Genomic DNA, 21,393 nt, shown 5'->3' with positions numbered 1-21,393 from the left:
TCAAGGAAAATTGATAATAAGATAACCCAGATATCCTGCAGATAACCACATAATTACCGCTGATACCCGGTTAAAAAGCTTCAAGCTGTTTTGAAAGGCCATGCGCCCAACCCAATGCCCGATCAAAGAAAGCAGAAAAAACCAGATCCAGGACACAGAGGCTGCGGCTGCTGCAAAAGCAAATCTCTCGCTGAATGTAGTGTAAACCGAGGCGCTTCCCCCAATCACGGCCAAAGTATCAATTAAGGCATGAGGATTGAGCAGGGATACAGAGAGACTGAAAGTGATCTGGCGCCGCGGAGGCCAGGCTGTATCCGTCAGGCCGGCAGCTTCTGCGCCCTGATCGCGCCAACTGGCCACGCCCATATAAAGTAAAAACAGGATTCCAACGACACCGATCAGATAACGGAACCATGTAATATGAAAGGCTGCTGCCGATACTCCCATTGCCCCTAAGCTGATAAGCAAGGTATCGGCCATTCCGGCAGTGATTAAGGTGGGTAATAAATTTACCCACCTTTTATGGACTGCGCCTTGAAATAAGATAAACCCGTTTTGCATGCCGATCGGCAGGATCAGCCCGATGGCTAAGATTATGCCATGAAGCCCCGCAGTCAAAACCATGGTGCACCCTATAGCTACTTAACAGTGACTGCAGTTCCGGAGGCACTCACCATTAACATGCTTTGCCCGACCACTTCATAATCGAGATCAATGCCGACCACCGCATTCCCGCCCAGTCTCAGAGCCCTCTGTTCTAACTCCTGTAAAGCGATGTTGCGCGCATCCTGCAGTTTCTCTTCATACGCCCCCGAGCGTCCGCCGATAATGTCGGTAATACTGGCGAACAAATCGCGCACAACATTCGCGCCCATGATCGCCTCTCCGGTTACGATTCCGTGATATGTAATAATCTCGCGCCCTTCAATACTCGGAGTAGTCGTTAAAATCATTCTTTATTCCTCCATTCGTTTTTTATTATCCTATACCATAAACTTGCAGAGCGCAAGAATCCCTGCATTTTTATAAACTTTCCATTTATCCATAACATGCTGTCATTTCTAAAAGTTCAGACAATGAACTACCGTTCAGTGGTATTATTCTTCCGTTCACCAATGAAATCTGACCGCTTATCCCGTGAATTATGACACCTTTCTTTGCGTTCCGCTATAATAGCTGTGTCTATAGAAGGAATGTAGTTCCTGTTTCCGGAACGAAACTAATCCGACAAACAGAAAAGAAAGGAGGAATAATCGCAAAACAAGTTCACTGAAAATTTACTATTTTTTCAAGAGGTTTATGAGCGACGTTTTAAAAAGGGAGGAGAAAATTTATGAAAAAGATTGTAGCCGTAATTCTATCCGCTTTCCTAACCTTTACTCTTGCCGGCTGCGGCGGTGGCAGCACTTCGACCGGTGGGGATTCCGGAAAGGTGGAAAAAATCAATATCGGAACCGGTACCACCTCAGGGGCCTATTATCCCATTGGCAACGCTTTGGCCAAGGTCTGGACTGATAAAGTAACAGGGGTAAGGGCATCTGCGCAGGCTACGGAAGCCAGTGCCAAAAACATAACTTTACTGCAGCAAAAGGAATCGGAAGTCGGCTTTACCATGGCCAACGTCGCATTTTCCGCTTACGAGGGCAAAGATACGTTTGAAGGCCGGGCGTATAAAGATTTGCGCGGGCTCAGCCAGCTTTATCCCAATGTGACCCAGATTGTCGTGCGTAAGGATTCCGGAATCAACTCCATCAAGGATTTAAAAGGAAAACGCTTTGTGCCAGGCGCTACCGGCAGCGGGACCCTGTTTAACTCAAAGGAAGTGCTTGGAGTTTATGGCCTGAATTTCTGGGACAAAGATAGCAAAAACGTGAATCCGGACTATGTCGGCTTTACGGAAGCAGCCGAGTTAATTAAAAATAAACAGGCCGATGCTGCTAACTTCTCAGGCGCCAGTCCTTTAGCCGCTATCATGGACGTGGCCAACTCAATCGACGTCAAAGTACTCTCACTCGAGCCGGATATGATCCAGGAAATCATCAAACAATATCCGTTCTATTATGAATACACGATTCCGGCCGGCACCTATAAAGGTCAGACAGAAGACGTCAAAACAGTAGCCCTGGCTAATCTGCTTGTGACCAGAGCCGACCTCAGTGAAGACTTGGTGTACAAACTGACCAAGGGGATGTATGAAAACCTTCCTGACTTAGTCGCAGCCCATTCCACTGCCAAATCGATCACTAAAGAAAACGGCCCAAAAGGCATGGGAACAATCCCGTTGCATCCCGGTGCTGCAAAATATTTCAAAGAAATAGGGGTACTTAAGTAAGGAAGGTGCCTTATGAGCGAGCAAGAAAAAAAGAAACCAATTACTGCCGATCAAATCGCTTCAGATGAAGTGGTGCAAGAACTGCTTGAAAAATACGACACTGAATCGCAATTTCGCAAATTTGCACCTAAAACTAAAATGGCTATCCTTGTTTCGACGGTTGCTATCCTGTGGTCCGCATTTCAGCTGTGGACCGCAGGGTTCGGCACCCTGGAAGCCATTAAAATGCGGGCAGCGCATTTAACCTTTGTCCTGGTTTTAATCTTCCTGCTCTACCCTGCTCGCAAAAAGAATATGAAATCCCTTCCCTCCATTTTCGATTGGGGTTTCATCATCCTGAGTATCGCCGTCGGAGCGTATATCTTTATTGCCAATGACCAGTTGGCCGCACGCGGCGGGTTGGCTATCACCAGAGATTACGTCTTCGGCGCTCTGGCAATCTTAGTCGTATTTGAGGGCGGGCGCAGGGCTCTCGGCAAGGAGCTGCCTATTCTCGGGCTTTTGTTTCTGGTATACGCCTATTTAGGTGAGTATATCCCGGGTTCTTTCGGCCACAGCGGCTTCTCGATCAAACGGATTATCGAGCACATGTATCTCGGAACCGAGGGAATCTTCGGTACAGCCTTAGGGGTATCTGCCTCCTATATTTTCTTATTTGTTCTCTTTGGTGCCTTTTTAGGCGAAACCGGGATGGCCAAATTTATTAACGACTCCTCCATGGCTCTGGCCGGCACTTCTCCGGGCGGACCCGCTAAAGTTGCGGTTTTTGCCAGCGGGCTAATGGGTACCATCAACGGAAGTGCCGTGGCCAATGTGGCTACGACCGGTGCGTTTACCATTCCCTTAATGAAAAGCGTCGGGTATAAACCCCATTTTGCCGGCGCCGTGGAGGCGGTCTCCTCTACGGGGGGCCAAATCATGCCACCGGTTATGGGCGCAGCCGCCTTTATTATGGCAGAATTTCTAAACATCCCGTATAAAAACATCATGATTGCCGCTCTTTTGCCCGCGTTCCTCTATTACCTGGCTGTCTTTGTCATGGTACACCTGGAAGCGGTGAAAACCGGACTCTCCGGAATTCCCCGGGATCAGCTCCCTTCCATGAAAGAAGTGCTTAAGGAACGCGGACATTTAGTCCTACCGTTAATTGCTATAATCTATTTGCTTGTTAAAGGAGTAACACCTACTTATGCAGCCTTCTACGGCATCATCATCGCCGTTCTGGCCAGCTATCTCCGTAAAAGCACCCGCATGAGTTTGAAAGGCATTTTGATGGCCATGGAAATGGGGGCCAAGGGAAGTGTCGGGGTAGCTATCGCCACTGCGGTCGTAGGATTCATTGTCGGAGTATCTTCTCTCACCAGTCTGGGCATCACCCTCGGAGATAATATGGTTGACTTGGCCCACGGCAGCCTGCTCCTAACCTTGATCCTCTCTATGATCACGGCTATCATTCTTGGTATGGGCATGCCAACAACCGCTGTCTACATCGTGGGGGCAACCATCGTGGCTCCGGCTTTGGTTAAACTCGGAATCGATCCTCTGTCTGCTCACTTGTTCGTCTTCTACTTCGGTAACATTTCCAACGTCACCCCACCCGTCGCTCTGGCTGCTTTCACCGGCGCCGGAATCGCGGGAGCAAACCCGAGTAAAGTGGGATGGACAGCCGCCCGCTTGGCAATCGCCGGTTTCCTCATCCCGTTCATTTGGATCTATTCTCCGGCTTTAATCGCTCAAGGCCATCCGACAGAAATTCTCCTGGCAGCGATTACCGCCAGCGTCGGGGTCATCGCCTTGGCAGGAGCGAGTCAGGGGTATCTAATAACAAAGACCAGCACTGTTCAAAGAGTGTTGTTGGCTGCAGCTGCCTTAGGTTTGATCAAACCAGGCTTAATTACCGACATATTCGGGTTTTCCGTACTTCTGATTGTGTTTTTATGGCAAAAGAAACAAAAAAGCAATGCTTCTCATGCTTTCGGACATTCTGGTTAGCTAAGCTGCTTGCACTTGTATGAGGATAAGTGCACCAGAAGAAAATATGCTTTCGGTTCAGTACGATAAAGAGCCGTTCACCTTTAGGACGGCTCTTTACTTTAGTTTTGACTGGAATATTTGATGGAAATGTTTAACATATGACAGTGGTTAGATTGCGACATTCGTAGAGCTTAGCGATTTTTATTTTTTTTAGAATAGCCGTGAAATCCGATTTTATCCGTCAACAAACGATATTCGCTTAGACTAAAACCATACGGCTGAATCCGTTCAATATCCGGTCGGCCTTTTTCATCCAGAACGTCCTCATTATAATGGATGGCCACCACATCCGCAATAAAGACATCGTGACTCCCCAAAGACAGGGTTTGTCTTACCCGGCACTCTATATTCACTGGGCATTCCGCGATCAGCGGTGCCTTGACTTGGCTCGCCGGCACCGGAGTTAGTCCGGTCTCCTTAAACTTATTCACCTTTTTCCCTGAAACTACCCCGCAAAAGTCAACTTCCTTCACCTGGGTCACAGTCGGGATGTTGATCACATATTCCCCGGACTCTTTGATAAGGCTATGAGAATACCGGATTGGGTTCACTCCAATATACACAACCGGCGGTTCTGAGCACATAATTCCTGTCCAGGCAATTGTAACCATATTGGGCTCCCCGCCCTCTATTTGGGAGGTAACGAGAACCGTTGGCACCGGAAATAAAACCGGGGCAGGTCTTGTCGCAACTTTCTTAATAATCATCATCCCCTTTCGCGACTACACATATTAATACTTATTATACTATGAATTTACCATTACATGAATAGTCTTCCACTAATCAGGATATTTATGTTACTATTAGATCATGGGTCAGCAGGAGCCGGGAACCAGGAGCCAGGATTAATAATTAGGAAATTATGCAGATAGAGGCAAAGGAAAAACCTTTATGAAGGTGGCTTGAGGATTGAATCCGATTACACTTTTTTTGGAACTTAAGATCGAAGCACTAACCCGGGGGCGGGAAAATGCCGGGCACGCGCTGGAATACCTGACATCCTTAATAAATGCGGTTCAAGGCCAAAAACATTATTATATTTTTATAGATGAAGTGTCCGCTGTCCCTCAACCGCGGAGCCGAATCGCCAAAGTAACGGAAGACTGCTTTCAGCTGTTCTGTCTGGAGAAAGAGGGTTATCCCCGTTTAATTAAAATACTTATTTTCTTTCAAAATAAAATATATGACAATTTCCTGATCAGACTGGATGATGAGCGCAATCTGTGCGAGATTGAAGACATTCAGATGCAAGACATCAGTGACCGGGGAATTGGCTCCGTCTGCCTGAAAAACCTGGAAAAAGTATTGCATCATAGTACCAAAGTTAACCGCATTATTGCAGGAATTGCTCCCCGAGATTACGAACGGCGCAAACACCTGTACCATTTCTACCGGGACAAGAATGGGTATCGCATCAAAACAGCAGTGACCCGCAATAGTTGGGGCTTAGTGGAAAAAATTCTCCCAAAAGATTCCTAATAAAATCCCCTTGATTCTCCTTTTGTAACCACCTTGTGAATTCTCTAAAAGAAAAAATAACGGCTCTGGTTACCCCTAATGTCACTCAGACCAACAGCGATTTAGACAGGGCCGCCGCTAATTTAGAAAATGATATTAACGCCTATAATTAACTGTACCTTCAGGATATCAGCAGCAATCTCTCCCAATACAGCCAGGACTACACGAGGCAAAAGATTCAAGAGCTTGAAAGCTATAAGAACCAATATAAACAAGAGCTTGACTCCCAGAAACTTCAAATTATTGCCGATTTGGAAAAACAAATTCAAAATGAAATCGACAAGAAATATAGCGAGGTCGAGTCAGATCTCCTGAAGAAGCTCAAGTAAAAATTAGGGTAATTGGAAACATGCAAGTCTCCAATTACCTTTTGCTATTGCTCGCAATAACATACGACCCGGTTGCGGCTCAGCGTTATTGCCTTATAAAACTGCTTAATTATCAGTACTCATATTACTCATTGCACGTTGTACATCCCATGAGCCTGCATGTAATTAAACAGATCTTCCCCATGCTGCTGTTCTTCTTTTTGTATGTGGTTTAGTGCTTGGCGTACGGCACTGTTGGTACTTTCGAAAATTACGGTGTCATAAGTACCGGACACATATTTTTCGGTCATTAACATATCATTGACCATTTGAGCATCATTTTGATTATAGCCGCCCTGGGCCCCTTGGGTAGATTTAGCCATTCCCTGCTGCGCCTGTTGTCCTTGTTGGGCTTGCCCTTGCTGTCCTTGTTGCTGATTTTGCTGGATATTGGGAACCTGTCCGCTGAGAATCTGGTTTAAGGTATCATAATGTTGTCTTTCATGATTGGCATGTTGGGTAAACATTTGTTTAAGTGCCTGGTCCTGGGCCTCATTGGTATAACGGGTATATTTCTGAATACAGGTTTCCTCATGGGTCTTCTGATCTTGAAGCAGCATTCTTTCTTTTTGACTAAGTTTGATGGTCAATTAAAGCACCTCCAGTCGCGATTTTTATACTCTGCTCTAGTTTCTTTCCTGGGCCAATTTTTTATACCAATCTGAAAGTAAATCTCCGGTGAAACAACCGGATAAAAATCAATTGATTCAGTTCAGTCTGGCTGCTTTCTTAAATATACATAGTTTTGGGTTAGTGTGCTGAGAGGAGAATGATTCATGCGGAAACGGCCAATTATTTTCATTATTCCCCGTCACCTGCTTATCCTGGCTGGCTCTATCGGGCTCATGCTCTTGATAGCTTCTTTTGGGCGGCTGGCGGTTTGGGGAACCGGAATAAAAGATAAGGTTATTGTGATTGACCCGGGGCACGGCGGCAAGGATCCCGGTGCCCAGTACGGCGGCATTCGGGAAAAGGATATTAACCTCGACGTTGCCCTGCGCCTGCGTACAGTCTTAGAGCAGCAAGGATGCCAAGTCATCCTGACCCGTGACTCAGATACGGATTTTTTTGCACCCGGGAAAGTGAGCGGCCAAATGGCTAAAAGAATCGAACTCAACCAGAGGGTAAAACTGGCTTCAAGCCATAATGCCGATCTTTTCATCAGCATCCATACCAATAGTTTCCCCCAGCGCAACTCGTATGGTATGGAGACATACTATCACTTAAAATCCTCCTCGGGTCAGGCCTTGGCCGAACGGATTCAAGATGCGCTCCGCACGGCTCAACCCGAAAATAAGCGCAAAGCCAAGCCCGGGGATTACTATCTAATCAACCAGACCACCATGCCGGCGGTTATAGTGGAAATCGGGTTCCTATCCAACTCCAAGGAGCGCAAACTTTTATTGAATGACACCTATAAAGACTCTGTTGCCCAAGCCATCGCAGTTGGCATTGACCGTTACTTTAGCGATTTTCCCCATGGGGTTCCGGAAAGCACTCCGGCCTTATCCAAGAACTCCGGCCCAATACCTGCAACTGCGGAAACATTTAGACTTTATTACCCGACAAACGCCTGGGATGATCTGGCCGCTGAAGAACGCCAAGCCCAAGGGACGCAATGGAGTGACCAGCCCCTGGCGGCTAAGGCAGCGTTTATCCTGAACGAGCTGATTAAAGGCCCTGCCTTAGCTGCACATGCTCAGGTCATTCCGCCGCAAACCCAAGTCCTTTCGGTCGAAATTAATAATCAGGTAGCCACGATTAACTTAAGCCGCGAAATTCGGGATCAATTCCCCGGGGGGGCCCTGGCGGAAGACATGACCGTCAACTCTCTGGTTTGGTCAACAACCCAGCTGCCCGGAATCCAAGGGGTTCGCATTCTGATTGACGGTCAATTTGCCGATTCTATTGGCGGCCACGTCATCTTGGACCATACCTTTACCTCCGCTCCGGTGATAGGCAAAGTCGCCCTGGTCATTGATGATTTTGGAATCAACAACCCGGGAACGAAAGAAATGTTAAATACCAATGTCCCATTTACTGCTGCCGTGATGCCGAATATGCTTTTTTCCCGCGAAGAAGCCGAGCTCTTGCATGCCAAAGGTCATGAAATCATCTTACACATGCCCCTTGAAGCCAAAGGCGGCCGTCCGGAGTGGTTGGGACCGGGAGCGCTATACACCGGATTAAGCAGTGAGGAATTGCAGCGGCGGCTCGCTCAAGGCTTAGACAGTGTTCCCTATGCCGTCGGAATCAGTAATCACATGGGCTCCAAAGGGAGTGAAAATACGGCGATTGCCGGGGAAATCGTAAAGATCGCCCAGGAGCGCAACCTTTTTGTGTTGGACAGCCGGACGAGTGAATCCTCTCTCTTAGCAAAGGCGGCTGAAAAAGCCGGCCTCCCCTGGGGACGGCGCGACATCTTTCTGGATAACTCCTCGAATCTTAGTTCTATTAAAAAACAACTCCGTCTCTTAATCGCAACTGCCAAAAAATATGGAAAAGCAATCGGGATTGGGCATGTGGGCCCTCAAGGCCCATACACGGCGCAAGCCATTCAAGAGCTGCTCCCGGAATTTGCTAAAGAAAGGATTCAAATTGTTCCGCTTTCGGAATTGCTTACTCACTAATTTCGACTACTTCTGCTATGTTATATAAATCTGTTGATATCACTCCCATATGATAATGAAATTCGAGTTTAATTCAGGTGGACGTAGGATTTTCAAGTTATTACGTCGAATGAATAAACTTTGGACCAAGATTGGTGTCATTTGGGAGGTTAGCACGTGCCCCCACGTTTTCGGATAAAGCTGCGCGGACAACTTCTATTGTTTACCGGCCTTTTGGTTCTGGTGCCATTGCTCCTCGTGGGATATCTCGTGGATCAACGCGTCAGTGCGGCCATGACCGAACAAGCCTTGTCCCATAATGCTCATGTCGGCAGCTTAGTGCAGACGGAAGTCAAACGTTTTGTAGAGACGGAGGAACAAGCCCTAGCTGTCGCTGCAGCCTCGGCAGATCTCTGGGAGCCGTCCCTCCGGCAACAGCATCTTGAACAGTTATATGGTTTGATGGCTCATTGGAAAAGAGTTTATATAGCCGACACTAACACCGGGAAAATTCTTAACAGCAGTCCCGGGGAAGATATCAGTAAGCTTCCGGCCATTTATGACGCACGCTTGCGCGACTGGTACCACCGGGCTTTAGTTAATCCCGGAGTATCCGTCAGTGAAATTTACCCGGACACTGTCACCGGGGAAGATATGATTACGTTCTCGACAGTGGTTCGGGATGAGGACGGCAATCTGGTTGGGGTTCTGGCCGCAGACCTGACCCGTGATTCATTGCGCAAAAGCCTGCAGGAGAAAATCGCCATTTCAACTAATGTGAATTTATGGTTGGTCGATCCCTTGGGACACTTTCTGCTTAAACCGGAAAATCCCAACGTCCCTCCGGTAAGCGCTTATTCCTCCCAATTTATTAATGAATTACAAAAAGATCAAATCGTCAGTCAAACCAAGATTCCGGAAGTTGGCTGGCTCGCCGTTGTTTCCCAAGATTCTGAAACGGCCTTGGGTGAAGTGCACCGGCTGTCTTTAGAAATCGCTTGGGTAACTTTTCTCTTTCTTGGTTTAGCCATTTTAGGGGTACTGTATTATGTTTATCGCCTTACTAAGCCAATAGACGTGCTGCTGCAGAGAATTCGAGCCATTGAGCAGGGGGCCTGCTGGCGTGATTTTCCTCCCATGCGCGTTCGGTTTGACGAAATCGGAGAAGTCGCACAGGCTTTTGATAAAGTGACGGAAGAATTACAGGAACTTTTACGCGATGTGATCACCACTTTAACTACCACTTTAGATGCGCGCGACCCTTATACCCGTCACCATTCCGAGCGCGTGTCCATTTATGCCCACCTGCTGGCTCAGCATCTGAATTGGCCTTCACTCGAAGCCGAGAATGTTTTGCGCGCCAGTTTGATGCATGATGTAGGGAAAATCGGGGTACCGGAGCAAATCTTGAACAAGCCCGGACCTTTAACCCCTGAGGAATATGAAATTATGAAAACCCACAGTCAGGGCAGTTTCGATATTTTGCTGCGAATCCCGTTCTATGTAAAACTTGGAATCGCGGAAATGGTACTGGAACATCACGAACGCTGGGATGGCAAAGGTTATCCTCTGGGTCTGAAGGGAACAGATATTCTTCCCGGGGCAAGAGTGATGGCCATCGCGGATGCATTTGATGCCATGACCTCTGATCGGGCCTACCGCAAAGCGCTTTCACTTGATGATGCGCTTAGAGAACTCCAGCGTGGAGCCGGCAAGCAGTTTGATCCGGAAATGGTTGAAGTCTTCCTCTCCATTCCTCGTCCCCTACTGGTCACCTGCATCTCCGCCTCCAGTGAAACTCAGATGAACCGGGTCCCGCTGACAGCGGTTTAGGATTAAAGAAGCGCCTAAGGGCGCTTCTTTAATCCTATCTCGGAGGTTTAATCAACATTCCGTTATTAAAATGGTTCATCGACCCAACCAAATCTATCACTGCCAAGATTTCTACAATTTGCGGATCACTAAAACCGGACTCATGTAATTCTTTACCGTAATTATTGATACACATTTCACAGTTATTAATGGTGGTCATTTCTTCATTCCCTCTTTTCAAGCCTAAATTCGATATCTTTGTTAGTATGGTTGAAAAAATTTCATTCAGATACCATTGGCAGCAGGAATTATTAGGAAAATGTGGAACTTTTCCATTACAGAATCTGTTTTGAGAAAAAATACAATAGGGAGTGAGTAAGGATGTCCCTCTTCGAAATCTTATGTTCCGTTCTGACGGAAGACGGCTGGAACTATGAAACCGATGTAAAGAATCAGATTGTCCGGCTTGAAATTCGCGGCGTGAATGCATCTTTTTATTCTTTTTTAATTGTTGATGATGAGCAAGAGTCTCTCCTGTGCAATACCCATATCAAGTTAAGGGTTCCACCCCTTAAGCATCTCGAAGTGTGTGAATTTATGAACCGGGTAAATTATGAGCTAGCCAACGGTAATTTTGAAATGGACATGGAAGACGGGGAAATCCGTTTTCGAACCTATCTGGACTTATCCGGAGCCGATCCCTCTAAAGAACAGATTCAAAACCTTATTTGGAACGCAGTTCAAAGCTTTGATAATTATTATCCCGGCCTCATCGAAATCATTTATCACGATCTAACTCCGGAAGAATCCATCCGCTTTTGTGATACTCAGGCAGCAAACGGTTAAAAAACGCTTTATCAACATGATAATAAAACCAAATTTGGTTATCCCATACTTATGTCACAACAATTACCTGAGTAAGTTTAACGTAATAACAAATAATAAGAACGTCTCCAATACATCCAAAACTCTAAAGGAGGGACCCAATCATGGCAGGAGAAAGAAGCACTAACCAACCGGCATCACAAGGCGCTGAGCAGTCGTTGGATCAATTCAAATATGAAATTGCCAACGAACTTGGAGTCCAACTCGGTGGTGACCGCACAAGCCGTGAAAATGGTTCTGTCGGTGGTATGATGACCAAACGCATGATCCAATTTGCTGAAGAGAACCTGAAGAGGGGTACCCGCATCTAACACATTTCCTATCGTTGAAAAGCAGAGGGATATCCATTTTGGATATCCCTCTCACTTTACCGCAGTACGTATTAGTGCGTCTAGCTTCCTTACCCTTATTATTTTGCCTCTGCCCGCTGTTTGACCCGGCTGAAAAATGGAACATGGAGGAAGAGTGCCCCCAACGCTCCCAGAAAGGCCACTGCCGCTGATAACCACAGATTTTCAACCATGCCCCAGCCCCAATCCAACATCACTCCGGCCACCGCGGGGGCAGCCATTTGTCCCAGACCGAAAGCTACGGTTACTGCCCCGAAAGCACTCGGAGCCAGTTTTGGTCCCACTTCGTCCCCACAAGCTGCATTCATAATTGCCGGAATACTAAAAATACTTAGCCCGTAAATTAGGGCTGCGATGGCAATCCCGGCATCCCAGGGCAGAACGGCAAAACTCACCAAACATGTTCCGTGCAACAAATAAACTAAAAACAAACCCCAGCGCCGGCCCAGGCGGTCGGAAACCCAGCCCCATAAAAACCCGCTGCCCAGGCTAAATATTCCCACCCAGGACCAAAGGCGCCCGGCAGCAACAGTGCTCCAACCCCGGGTTTCCGTTAGATAGGCGCCAAAGAAAGTAGTAAAAATCACATAAGAAAAACCAAAGGCAAAATAGATTAACCCCAACCTGCGCAACACAGGCTTTGACTGCCAGATTCGATAGATTTGGACCCAGATACTTTCTTTTTTATCCTTACCCTCCGCTGAATTAGTATTATTGGTATTTCCAGGGCGGTCGCGCAACATCAAGCCGGACCAGACCCCGATGATCACAACCATCACACCCAGCCCCAGCCAAGCAGAACGCCACCCTTCACCCCCCGCTTGATTTAACCAGCGGGGAATCATGTACCCATTGATTAAGAGCCCAAACCCTGATCCGCTTACTAATAGTCCGGAAGCCAATCCCCTTCGCTGCGGGGGTACCCAGGCACTCACCATCCCCATTACCGGCACATTGGCCCCTGCCATTCCTACCCCGGCTAATGCCAGCCATAACAGCGGCCACCAAAATCCATTTCCCCAAGCAGTTGCCAGCAAGGATACTCCCTCCACCAGCAAAGAGATAGCAATAACCTTGCGCGGTCCCCAGGACGACGCGGCGATTCCGGAGCCTAAGCTGAAAGATAGATAGCCGAGAAAGGCTGCCGTCACCACGATACCCATCTCAGAGTGGCTTAAGCCCAAACCGGACTGCATGCTGGGCAGAATCAAAGCCATACTGAAACGGCCAAACCCCAGAGACCCCAAAACAACCAGAACCCCTGTAAACAGTATTAATAAAACCTGGGTATTCTCTAAACGTCTATTATGGTCAACCCTGCGGTTTGCCCCCTCCGCCATAATCAGCCCCCCATTCTTAATATTTTCTATCTTTAGAATATTTTCTATATATTATTCGCAGTGAATCTCTCCATTCCTGCCTTTATTATATAAACTTGGTGCTTACCAAGCCAGCATATTCCCCTTAACGGTCAAAATTCCCGGCTTGCGGGCAGAAAAGAACACATAAACAGAGTTAAAATATACTTCTGCACCACCCGGTAGGTACTGATCCAGAGGTGGCCGGCCAGCCCCTCTCCGAAAAGCCTAAAAGTTGCACCAGGCTCAGAGCCCGGGCCAAGGCAACCCGCTGGCGCTGGCCTCCGCTTAACTGCCCAGGGAAGTGGTCCTGTACTTCCTCCAACCCCATGTCTAGGATTAACTTTTGCACCTTGGGTACTTTTCCGGCTCTTTTGTCAATGTATGCCCCGCATCTTGATAAACTTTGACCGCAGCGAACCGTTGATGTTCTTGATAGTTCGGACTGTTAGTATCGTAGTGAGTATGTCAGGAAAGAACTTCTCTAATCCCGTCTATGCTCACACTTAAAAAGCGCCCTCATTTCAGGCGCTTTGAATATACCATTATCTTCTTTGTTCGGTTGATTGTTTAGTCGTTTTTATTTCGTGACCGGAAAACTTTTTGACCATTCCGGAAAACCGCCCAGGAGGGACAGCGCGTTAAACCCGTTCATCTGCAGAACGGCAATTGCCTGGCCGGATGTTTGCCCGGAATAGCAGTAAACAATAATTTCTTTATCTTTAGGAAGAGAATCAAACCGTTGGCCCATCTCGTTAAACGGAATGTTAACCGCCCCCAGGATATGGCCAACAGCAAAATCTTCAGGCTTACGGATATCAACAAGATAAATTCTTTCAGGGTGCTCCATCTTGGCCTTAAGTCCGGGGCCGTCAATCAAATTGTAACTCGAGGGAATATTGGCAAAGTAATCCTTGGCTGCTTCCTTTAAGGTTGTTTCTTTGGCGAGATCCGGCTGATTTTGAAGCGCAGAAACAGGCGGAGAACCGGCACATCCCGTTACCGACACCAGGATAAGCAATACCGTGGCTGCTAATATGTACCCCCGTTTGGGTCTCCGCGCCATATCTTTCCCCTCTTATAATTGTTCTAAAAAGAGATTCTATTGAACTCTTTCCAGGTTAGTATATCCTAACTTCTGCCATGGAGCAACCACCTTCGCGAATATTCCCTGATACTACTCATTTTGCGTATTGCTACGGATTTTGTCGAATCAGAGAGAAGGAATTCAAAGTTGGTTGGCGAAATATTAAGATAATACTGAAACCCGGAGGGTGTTGCGCTTGAAACCAGATACCAAGCAGCAAGTCCTGCTTGCGCTTTATACTGAATACCAGAGAGATTTACCTAACTTTAATCATATTAGCGCGGCTTCATTAGGAATGGAGGTAGAAACTTTTAATTTTGCCCTCAAAAAGCTTCAGGATGAGGAGCTGATCGGAGATGTGCACCTGATCTGGGGAGATGAGAATGAATCCGTCCCCATGGGGGTTATCCTAAGTCTCTGTAAATTGACCAGGCTGGGAATTGAATATGTGGAACAGAATTTCGGACTTGTGAATGGATGGCCTGCCGCTCAAAAAGTAATGATTCTCGGTTCCAAATATCAAGAGTGGGGATTACAAGAGCTGTTCAGATTGTATAGTCGTGTTCAGGCAGAGCTTTAATTCTCCAAAATATTCCTTAATTCTTGTGCTTGTTTATGGGAACACTTAATTCGAATTTAAGACTAAAATCAAAATCCGCCTTGCTTGCTATAAGGCGGATTTTTGTATGGCTGCAATAACTGCTTCATCATCTTCGGTGCCGATGATATTATACAGCAGGTTATCCCACGGAGATAAACTGTCTATATGTCCAGCGGCCGGCCCGGCATCGGAGCGAACTGCTTCTTGCTGATTTTCAGCAGAAGCGGAAGCGGCAGGTACAAACAAGTCTTCCAAGGTAAATTCCACATCATGCTCTACTCTATCTACACTAACATGATTATGGCCTATTCTTTCGTCACTTACATGATCGCGGTTCAAATTCTCATGGTTTAAACTAAAGGCCTGACGCAAGGCAGTTTTAACCACCCCGGCCCGGTTTTCCGGCGGGATTGACGCCAAGACCTGCCATAGGTCTTGATCCTCTTCTTCAAAATATAAAGGTAAAAACGGTTCTCCCGACATCATGCGCCTGGGTTCGCCTTCTTCGTTAAGTTATTGACCATGTTGGCGGCCATGATCCGAAACCCGGTGGCATTGCCAAACTGGGGATCATTGATTAAAACCTTGTTTTCAAATTCCAGGTGCTCAAAGATCATTTCTCCCACTTTGCCGGCCACAAGCACGGTATGGATTTTCCCCATCATGGGTTTCAAAGTCTTTTTCACTTCCCGTCCAATATCTGTCCCTAACTGTTTGAGCATCATTTTCATGATAGGGTTTAAATTAATGGCCCCGTTGTTCCAGGGAAATTGGCCTCCATTGACGCGGAAGATCTTGTCCAACTCCTGGTCATTCGTCTCCAAGGGATTGAGATGGCTGGCCGTCATTTCTTTCAGCTTTTCCGCCACTCCGGTATAAGCCCATCTTAACCCTTTCTCAAGACTGAAAGAATTCGGGGGATCGAGCATTACTCCGTCATAGAAAGTCGCTACATCAGTGGTACGGAAACCCGGGTCAATCACAACGACATACCCTCCGAATAATTTGGGGCTGGTAGGAATCCCATATTCATTTAAGGTTTCCTTAATAAACACCCCGTAGCTTTGAGGGAGGACGCGGGAACGAAGAATATTCAGGTGACGGGTCTCCCCGGCCCGCGGCCCGGATCGGAAAGTCACCGAGAAAGAACCTTTCAACTCAGATTCATAACGGTCTTTCAGACTGGCATAGTATTTAACCGGCACTCCGGTACCCAGATAAACATTGGATTTAGGGCCCTGCTGGGCCAAAGCAATCGCCACGACCAGTAAGGCTGTGGCCTCTTCATCCGTGGATTTATCCTCATCCCAGCAATAATGGGCCTCATTCGGGTTTAAACTTTCCGCTAAACTGCCCATGAAATAATGACGTTCAATTCCGGTTGAATTATTTTTGACGATTACATCCAGCGAGGAGATTTGTGTTTCCAGATCAGATCCCTTATGCACGGAAGCATTCCCTAAGGTAGAGAAAATACGTTCATTCCCTTTGCAGATGACTGCCGGAAATAAAACCTTGGAATCCCCGGCATCCAGTTTAATCGCTCCGAATCCAGGGTCTCCCCCAGCGATCAGGATATCATTTTCGAACACAATTTTTCCCCCTCAATCCAGCATTATTGACAATCCGTTTATTTTATCTTTAATCAAACCATATTTTACACTAAAATACAACAAACTGACAGGGGGGAATTTATGAAACACATTGAAAATCCACGGAAATAACAAAACGGGTCAGGTCCTTCAGCAAATCTACCGTTTCCTCGCGGGACACGTAATTGCCATAGCGGTCAAAGAGGATGCGAATGAGGGGACGAGTCGGAAAGTTTTTCGGGATGGCGATTACCATTCCGATTTCTCCCGTATTCAATTTAACGACGGAATTTTCCGGATAGAGAATCAGACAACGCCAAAGAGCCATTACCACTTCCGGATCAAAATCCACCCCGGCTCCGGCCATGATCATTTCCAGCACATGATAAGGCGGAAGTCCGGCCCGGTAGGGACGGTCTGCCGTCAGGGCATCAAAGACATCAGCCACCGCAATGATGCGGGCAATTTCCGGAATCGCCCGTTGGCGCAGCCCTTGCGGGTATCCATGACCTTCCCATCGTTCATGATGGCTGCGGATGGCTCCCACCAGTTCAAGCGGAGCATTTGCCTGCCTTAATAAGTCCACCCCTTTTAGGGTATGCTCACGCACTAAAGCAAACTCAGTGCTTGTTAATTCTGAAGGCTTGTTTAATATCTCCAGGGGAACGCTTAATTTCCCCAGATCATGGAGCAAGCCGGAACAGGCAATCAGTTTAAGCTCATGCCCGCGAAAATTCATCTCCTGGCCGATTAAGGTCGCCAAGAGAGATACATTGACCGAGTGCACATAGGTATTGTTGTCATAGGTACGGAATTCGTTAAAGCTGATATACGTCCGTTCCTGGCGTCCCAGTTCCCTCAGGATGTTCTCGACCGTCAGCATGGTCTGCTCCAGGCGTTCCGGACTAACCAGGCTGGCATCATAGAAAATACGCTGCATGAACCCGAGAATATTGCGGTAAATTTCAGTAGGAAACCTTTGAACCTTGGTAGCGGTGGTGCATTCATATTCTAAAACATAGATCTGACGCGCGCACAGGAGTTCAAAGGTCGATGCTTTTACAATCTGGCCTCTGGCAAGGAGAAGTTTGCCCTGAGCATCAAATAAATCAAGGGGTGCAGGATCGCCAATTCTAAAGCTTCCTGCCGGTATCGGCTTCAATATAAGCTTCATCCCAATCCCCCTCTACTCCTTAGTCCTATAGTTTGAGTCCTGATTTTGTGCAATTTTACTCAAAGTAGTGTAAAAATGCCCCATACTGTTATTAACACTTTATTGTCTTATTCTCTCTTTAAGCACAAAATCCTGCACTTCGGCAGGAAAATGAAAAAAGCCTTGTCATAACTTTCCATACTCCAAGACTACACCTCCTTGACTCTAATTCCATAGGTTAGATAAGAGATTTAGTAAAGAGCACAGAGAGGCGGTGGTTCTACATGATAACTTGGACCACAAGGAGGGAACTGCATGAGTGACGGCATGAATCCCCTCTTAGTACAAAATGTGGCAGTGCCACTTCAGTTAAAACGGGAAAAATCCATCACTAAGTTAAAAGCTTTGGCCCGTTACTTAGGTCCCGCATTTATTGTCAGTGTTGCGTACATTGACCCCGGCAATTTCGCGACGAACATAAGCGGAGGTTCAAACTTCAACTATACCCTCATCTGGGTTGTTTTATGGAGCAACTTGATGGCTATCTTTTTACAGACACTTTCGGCCAAGTTAGGAATTGTGACCGGAGTAGACCTGGCGACTCAGTGCGGGCGTATCTTTAGCAAGCCGGTAAACACCCTCCTGTGGACGGTCATGCTCTTGGCAGCCATTGCGACCTATATGGCCGAATTCTTGGGAGCTACTTTAGGGTTCTACCTCTTATTTCACATTCCCCTGCTCCTTTCAGGACTTCTGACCATAGGGGTAACATTTATTATTGTGTACATGCAGCGCTTTGGCCAGCACGTGGTGGAACGGATCGTTGTTACTTTGGTTGCGGTGATCGGAATCTCGTATTTGATCGAAGTGTTTTTAGCCAAACCGGACTGGACACAAGTCGCCTATCACACACTCATACCCAGCCTGGGGCCGAACAGTGTCCTGGTTGCTTCCGGCATGCTGGGAGCCACCGTGATGCCCCACGTGATTTTCCTTCATTCCGAATTAGTAAAAGTCCGCCGTCAAAGCGATGATCTTGAGGAGGCACAAAGGCATTTTCGCATGGAAAGAGTCGATATCATCCTGGCGATGAATATTGCCTTCCTCGTCAATGCTGCCATGGTCGTCGTGGCTGCCTCTGTCTTCTACTCCCAAGGGCTCCCAGTAGATTCCATTGAGGATGCACACCGTTCCCTGACCCCATTATTGGGAAATCTTTCAAGCGGCGCCTTCGGCCTGGCCCTGCTCGCATCCGGGCTCTCTTCTTCCACGGTGGGCGCCATGGCCGGGGAGTGCATGATGAAAGGCTTTATCGGCCTTGACCTCCCGGTGAATCTAAGGCGGATTATAACCTTAATTCCTGCCCTTGTCTTGCTGGCCTTAGGGTTTAACCCCATGAAAATCTTAATCATTAGCCAAGTGACGTTAAGCTTTGCGCTTCCGGCGGCCATTATTCCACTTTTACTCATTACCGGCCGCAAAGATATTATGGGAGCGATGGCAAACCGCCCGCTCACCAATGTCGTCGGTGCGGTCATCGTGTCTTTGATCCTTAGTTTGAATGCGCTCTTGCTGTATTTGACCTTTACCACATAAGAAAAACCTCTTGCCAGGTCATTCAGTCTGTGCTATGCTATGGACAAATCAAATAACGCACTTTGTTACAGGTGCCCTGCGGGGAGAATAGGGAAGTCCGGAATACGTTAGTATGAGCCGGCGCGGACCCACCACTGTAAACGCTGAGCTGCCGCATGATGCCACTGGCTCTATGCTGGGAAGGCGCGGTGAAGCGAGGAAGCGAAAGCCAGAAGACCTGCCTGAAGCGAATAAGTCTTCCCCTGCAGGGGGGAGCAGCGGTGATGAAGGCAAAGTCCCGACCACACAAGTGGTTAGGACTTTTTATTTTTTCCATAAATTAAATTTGCCAAAAATTAAATTTAAGGAGGAGAAATGATGAAAACATTAACTGAACTCGAACAAGAATTAAAAAATCTACTTGCAGGGATTACTTCTCTGGATGAAGAAGCAATCGCTGAGACCCAGGCGCGGCTGGACTCACTCACCAAGCCCCAGGGAAGCCTGGGCCAGCTGGAAGAGATCGCCAAACAACTGGCCGGGATTCAACGGACTTCCAGCCCGCACATCCGAAAAAAGGCCGTGCTTCTGATGGCCGGAGATCACGGAGTCGTGGCCGAAGGAGTAAGCGCTTTTCCCCAGGAAGTTACCCCGCAAATGCTGTATAATTTCCTTAATGGGGGGGCGGCCATTAATGTCTTGTCCAGGCAAGCAGGGGCAGATGTCGTCTGCACCGATGTCGGGGTCGCTTTTCCTTTGGAACCGGCAGAGTTAATGAAGCGCCGGGTTAAGAACGGAACCGCAAATATGGCCCAAGGTCCGGCCATGACCCGAGCCGAAGCGATTCAGGCCATCCTGGTGGGAGCAGCTGTGGCCAAGGAACAAATAGACTTAGGAGCCAACCTTCTGGCAACCGGGGACATGGGCATCGGAAATACGACCCCCAGTTCAGCCATTGCCGCTCTCTATACCGGATTGCCGGTTGAGCAAGTAGTCGGCCGGGGTACCGGTGTGGATGACCGCGGCCTTGCCCGCAAGATTGAAGTGATCCATAAGGCCATCTCTCTTAATAAGCCGGACACGGATGATCCGCTGGATGTCCTGGCTAAGGTCGGAGGACTTGAAATTGCGGCCATTGCCGGTTCCATCCTGCAAGCGGCTGCCAGCCGGGCGGCTATCATCGTGGATGGCTTTATCTCCACCGCTGGTGCCCTGATTGCTGCGAAGCTCAGTCCCAATGCGGTCCGCTACATGCTCCCCTCCCATTCTTCGGTCGAACCGGGCCACCGCCAAGCCTTAAAAATTCTAGGCCTCGACCCGGTGCTCATTTTGAATATGCGCCTGGGAGAAGGAACCGGCGCAGCTTTAAGTATTTATCTGGTGGAAGCGGCTATTCATATCCTGGAGGAGATGGCCACCTTTGCCTCCGCCGGAGTCAGTGAACAAGCTTAAATATAAGGGAGTTGATGCACATTGTCCAAGCTGATTCTGGTTACCGGCGGTGCCCGCAGCGGCAAGAGTACATTTGCTGAGGCGTTGGCCCTTTCGAGCGGCCGGAAGGTAACCTACATTGCCACCGCCCAGATTTGGGACGAAGAAATGGCGTACCGGGTGCAAAAGCACAGACAATCACGCCCGGCGGAATGGGATCTGATCGAAGAACCGCTGAATATCAGGGAAGTCCTGTTCAGCCTGAAAGAAAATGTTGGTGTAGTTCTCCTGGACTGTGTAACTCTTTGGCTTTCAAACTTAATCCTAAAATACCATTCTATAGAGCCTGACCCTTACGCCAAAAGCACAAACCAAATAGAACATTATTCTACAGAGCAAACCCAGCCTTTTTACGAACAGCAAATTGAGCAGAAAATCCTGGCTCTCGTGCGGGAAGCTGCCGCTGCCGCCTTGGAAATCAATCCTACGGTTATTTTAGTCACCAATGAAGTAGGCTCCGGCATTGTACCGGACAACCCCTTGGCCCGCGCTTATCGCGACTTGGCCGGACGCAGCAATCAAATTCTGGCCCAGGCCGCCGCCGAGGTATATTTAGTGGTGGCGGGCTACCCCCTGGAAGTCAAAGGGCCGGGCCAACTAATTCTGGATAGATTGCAGGAGCGTTAAC

Annotated in this window: 21 protein-coding genes and 1 riboswitch; of the genes, 11 read left to right on the top strand and 10 right to left on the bottom strand. The window is 47.8% G+C overall.

Annotation, left to right across the window (positions count from 1 at the left end; all coding sequences use genetic code 11):
• Nucleotides 1–618, bottom strand: a complete 618-nt coding sequence (locus J0X21_RS03430; RefSeq protein ID WP_407947623.1) for a LysE/ArgO family amino acid transporter — start codon at nt 616–618, stop codon at nt 1–3.
• 20 nt (nt 619–638) lie between these two features.
• Nucleotides 639–953 carry a heavy metal-binding domain-containing protein gene (locus J0X21_RS03425; RefSeq protein ID WP_206810742.1) on the bottom strand — a complete coding sequence of 105 codons (315 nt, stop codon included), beginning with the start codon at nt 951–953 and terminating at the stop codon, nt 639–641.
• A gap of 380 nt (nt 954–1,333) precedes the next feature.
• On the opposite strand from J0X21_RS03425, the gene J0X21_RS03420 reads away from it, so the two are divergent.
• Both J0X21_RS03420 and J0X21_RS03415 read left to right on the top strand, forming a co-directional pair.
• Nucleotides 1,334–2,332, top strand: a complete 999-nt coding sequence (locus tag J0X21_RS03420) for a TAXI family TRAP transporter solute-binding subunit (protein ID WP_206810740.1) — start codon at nt 1,334–1,336, stop codon at nt 2,330–2,332.
• A 12-nt stretch (nt 2,333–2,344) separates the two neighbouring features.
• Nucleotides 2,345–4,324: a TRAP transporter permease gene (locus J0X21_RS03415; RefSeq protein ID WP_206810739.1), complete on the top strand. Its 1,980-nt coding sequence runs from the start codon at nt 2,345–2,347 to the stop codon at nt 4,322–4,324.
• A gap of 173 nt (nt 4,325–4,497) precedes the next feature.
• On the opposite strand, the gene J0X21_RS03410 is transcribed toward J0X21_RS03415, so the two are convergent.
• Entirely contained in the window at nt 4,498–5,073 is a 576-nt protein-coding gene (locus J0X21_RS03410) for a flavin reductase family protein (protein ID WP_206810737.1), read from the bottom strand.
• A 202-nt stretch (nt 5,074–5,275) separates the two neighbouring features.
• On the opposite strand from J0X21_RS03410, the gene J0X21_RS03405 reads away from it, so the two are divergent.
• Nucleotides 5,276–5,845, top strand: coding sequence for a hypothetical protein (locus J0X21_RS03405; protein WP_206810735.1), 570 nt, complete (start codon nt 5,276–5,278; stop codon nt 5,843–5,845).
• A 496-nt stretch (nt 5,846–6,341) separates the two neighbouring features.
• Here the strand turns inward: J0X21_RS03405 and J0X21_RS03400 are convergent, their stop codons facing one another.
• Complete coding sequence (locus J0X21_RS03400) at nt 6,342–6,842, bottom strand: spore coat protein (protein WP_206810733.1); 501 nt, start codon at nt 6,840–6,842, stop codon at nt 6,342–6,344.
• A gap of 186 nt (nt 6,843–7,028) precedes the next feature.
• Here J0X21_RS03400 and J0X21_RS03395 point away from each other — a divergent pair, with 186 nt between their 5' ends.
• The 4 genes from J0X21_RS03395 to J0X21_RS03380 all read left to right on the top strand — a co-directional run bounded on the left by J0X21_RS03395 (nt 7,029) and on the right by J0X21_RS03380 (nt 11,869).
• A complete protein-coding gene (locus J0X21_RS03395; protein WP_206810731.1) occupies nt 7,029–8,882 on the top strand; it encodes a divergent polysaccharide deacetylase family protein in 1,854 nt (617 codons plus the stop codon).
• 156 nt (nt 8,883–9,038) lie between these two features.
• Entirely contained in the window at nt 9,039–10,694 is a 1,656-nt protein-coding gene (locus J0X21_RS03390) for an HD domain-containing phosphohydrolase (protein ID WP_206810730.1), read from the top strand.
• A 360-nt stretch (nt 10,695–11,054) separates the two neighbouring features.
• A complete protein-coding gene (locus J0X21_RS03385) occupies nt 11,055–11,519 on the top strand; it encodes a YbjN domain-containing protein (protein ID WP_206810729.1) in 465 nt (154 codons plus the stop codon).
• A 143-nt stretch (nt 11,520–11,662) separates the two neighbouring features.
• Nucleotides 11,663–11,869: an alpha/beta-type small acid-soluble spore protein gene (locus tag J0X21_RS03380; RefSeq protein WP_206810728.1), complete on the top strand. Its 207-nt coding sequence runs from the start codon at nt 11,663–11,665 to the stop codon at nt 11,867–11,869.
• A 98-nt stretch (nt 11,870–11,967) separates the two neighbouring features.
• Here the strand turns inward: J0X21_RS03380 and J0X21_RS03375 are convergent, their stop codons facing one another.
• The 3 genes from J0X21_RS03375 to J0X21_RS03370 form a co-directional block, all read right to left on the bottom strand.
• Entirely contained in the window at nt 11,968–13,248 is a 1,281-nt protein-coding gene (locus J0X21_RS03375) for an MFS transporter (protein WP_206810727.1), read from the bottom strand.
• A gap of 175 nt (nt 13,249–13,423) precedes the next feature.
• The gene (locus J0X21_RS16035; RefSeq protein ID WP_328812171.1) at nt 13,424–13,618 is read right to left on the bottom strand and encodes an ATP-binding cassette domain-containing protein; all 195 of its coding nucleotides are present in this window, start codon (nt 13,616–13,618) and stop codon (nt 13,424–13,426) included.
• A 228-nt stretch (nt 13,619–13,846) separates the two neighbouring features.
• A complete protein-coding gene (locus J0X21_RS03370) occupies nt 13,847–14,332 on the bottom strand; it encodes a rhodanese-like domain-containing protein (protein ID WP_206810726.1) in 486 nt (161 codons plus the stop codon).
• Nucleotides 14,333–14,549: 217 nt separating this feature from the next.
• Between J0X21_RS03370 and J0X21_RS03365 the strand changes: the two genes are divergently transcribed.
• The gene (locus J0X21_RS03365; RefSeq protein WP_206810725.1) at nt 14,550–14,933 is read left to right on the top strand and encodes a hypothetical protein; all 384 of its coding nucleotides are present in this window, start codon (nt 14,550–14,552) and stop codon (nt 14,931–14,933) included.
• Between the two features lie 87 nt (nt 14,934–15,020).
• Here the strand turns inward: J0X21_RS03365 and J0X21_RS03360 are convergent, their stop codons facing one another.
• The 3 genes from J0X21_RS03360 to J0X21_RS03350 all read right to left on the bottom strand — a co-directional run bounded on the left by J0X21_RS03360 (nt 15,021) and on the right by J0X21_RS03350 (nt 17,720).
• Nucleotides 15,021–15,440 carry a hypothetical protein gene (locus tag J0X21_RS03360; RefSeq protein WP_206810724.1) on the bottom strand — a complete coding sequence of 140 codons (420 nt, stop codon included), beginning with the start codon at nt 15,438–15,440 and terminating at the stop codon, nt 15,021–15,023.
• Nucleotides 15,437–16,546, bottom strand: coding sequence for a ParM/StbA family protein (locus J0X21_RS03355; RefSeq protein WP_206810722.1), 1,110 nt, complete (start codon nt 16,544–16,546; stop codon nt 15,437–15,439). Before J0X21_RS03355 ends, J0X21_RS03360 begins: the two co-directional genes overlap by 4 nt.
• 100 nt (nt 16,547–16,646) lie before the next feature.
• On the bottom strand, nt 16,647–17,720 hold the full coding sequence (locus J0X21_RS03350) for an HD-GYP domain-containing protein (RefSeq protein WP_209011277.1): 1,074 nt from the start codon (nt 17,718–17,720) through the stop codon (nt 16,647–16,649).
• A 294-nt stretch (nt 17,721–18,014) separates the two neighbouring features.
• Between J0X21_RS03350 and J0X21_RS03345 the strand changes: the two genes are divergently transcribed.
• From J0X21_RS03345 to cobU, 3 genes are all read left to right on the top strand, one after another.
• Complete coding sequence (locus J0X21_RS03345; RefSeq protein WP_206810721.1) at nt 18,015–19,295, top strand: Nramp family divalent metal transporter; 1,281 nt, start codon at nt 18,015–18,017, stop codon at nt 19,293–19,295.
• A gap of 52 nt (nt 19,296–19,347) precedes the next feature.
• Nucleotides 19,348–19,534, top strand: a riboswitch (cobalamin riboswitch).
• Nucleotides 19,535–19,652: 118 nt separating this feature from the next.
• Nucleotides 19,653–20,726 carry a nicotinate-nucleotide--dimethylbenzimidazole phosphoribosyltransferase gene (gene cobT, locus J0X21_RS03340; protein WP_206810715.1) on the top strand — a complete coding sequence of 358 codons (1,074 nt, stop codon included), beginning with the start codon at nt 19,653–19,655 and terminating at the stop codon, nt 20,724–20,726.
• 21 nt (nt 20,727–20,747) lie between these two features.
• The gene (gene cobU, locus J0X21_RS03335; protein ID WP_206810713.1) at nt 20,748–21,392 is read left to right on the top strand and encodes a bifunctional adenosylcobinamide kinase/adenosylcobinamide-phosphate guanylyltransferase; all 645 of its coding nucleotides are present in this window, start codon (nt 20,748–20,750) and stop codon (nt 21,390–21,392) included.
• Nucleotide 21,393: the final 1 nt, after the last annotated feature.

The organism is Paradesulfitobacterium ferrireducens, assembly GCF_017310645.1.
Classification (GTDB): domain Bacteria; phylum Bacillota; class Desulfitobacteriia; order Desulfitobacteriales; family Desulfitobacteriaceae; genus Paradesulfitobacterium; species Paradesulfitobacterium ferrireducens.
The sequence above is the reverse complement of the archived record's forward strand: the minus strand, read 5'-3'. Positions and strand labels throughout refer to the sequence as shown.

Coding starts and splice junctions, on each gene's coding strand:
- J0X21_RS03425 (WP_206810742.1), bottom strand. CDS start 953: ATGATTTTAACGACTACTCCGAGTATTGAAGGGCGCGAGATTATTACA.
- J0X21_RS03420 (WP_206810740.1), top strand. CDS start 1,334: ATGAAAAAGATTGTAGCCGTAATTCTATCCGCTTTCCTAACCTTTACT.
- J0X21_RS03415 (WP_206810739.1), top strand. CDS start 2,345: ATGAGCGAGCAAGAAAAAAAGAAACCAATTACTGCCGATCAAATCGCT.
- J0X21_RS03410 (WP_206810737.1), bottom strand. CDS start 5,073: ATGATTATTAAGAAAGTTGCGACAAGACCTGCCCCGGTTTTATTTCCG.
- J0X21_RS03395 (WP_206810731.1), top strand. CDS start 7,029: ATGCGGAAACGGCCAATTATTTTCATTATTCCCCGTCACCTGCTTATC.
- J0X21_RS03385 (WP_206810729.1), top strand. CDS start 11,055: ATGTCCCTCTTCGAAATCTTATGTTCCGTTCTGACGGAAGACGGCTGG.
- J0X21_RS03380 (WP_206810728.1), top strand. CDS start 11,663: ATGGCAGGAGAAAGAAGCACTAACCAACCGGCATCACAAGGCGCTGAG.
- J0X21_RS03375 (WP_206810727.1), bottom strand. CDS start 13,248: ATGGCGGAGGGGGCAAACCGCAGGGTTGACCATAATAGACGTTTAGAG.
- J0X21_RS03370 (WP_206810726.1), bottom strand. CDS start 14,332: ATGGCGCGGAGACCCAAACGGGGGTACATATTAGCAGCCACGGTATTG.
- J0X21_RS03360 (WP_206810724.1), bottom strand. CDS start 15,440: ATGATGTCGGGAGAACCGTTTTTACCTTTATATTTTGAAGAAGAGGAT.
- J0X21_RS03350 (WP_209011277.1), bottom strand. CDS start 17,720: ATGAAGCTTATATTGAAGCCGATACCGGCAGGAAGCTTTAGAATTGGC.
- J0X21_RS03345 (WP_206810721.1), top strand. CDS start 18,015: ATGAGTGACGGCATGAATCCCCTCTTAGTACAAAATGTGGCAGTGCCA.
- cobT (WP_206810715.1), top strand. CDS start 19,653: ATGAAAACATTAACTGAACTCGAACAAGAATTAAAAAATCTACTTGCA.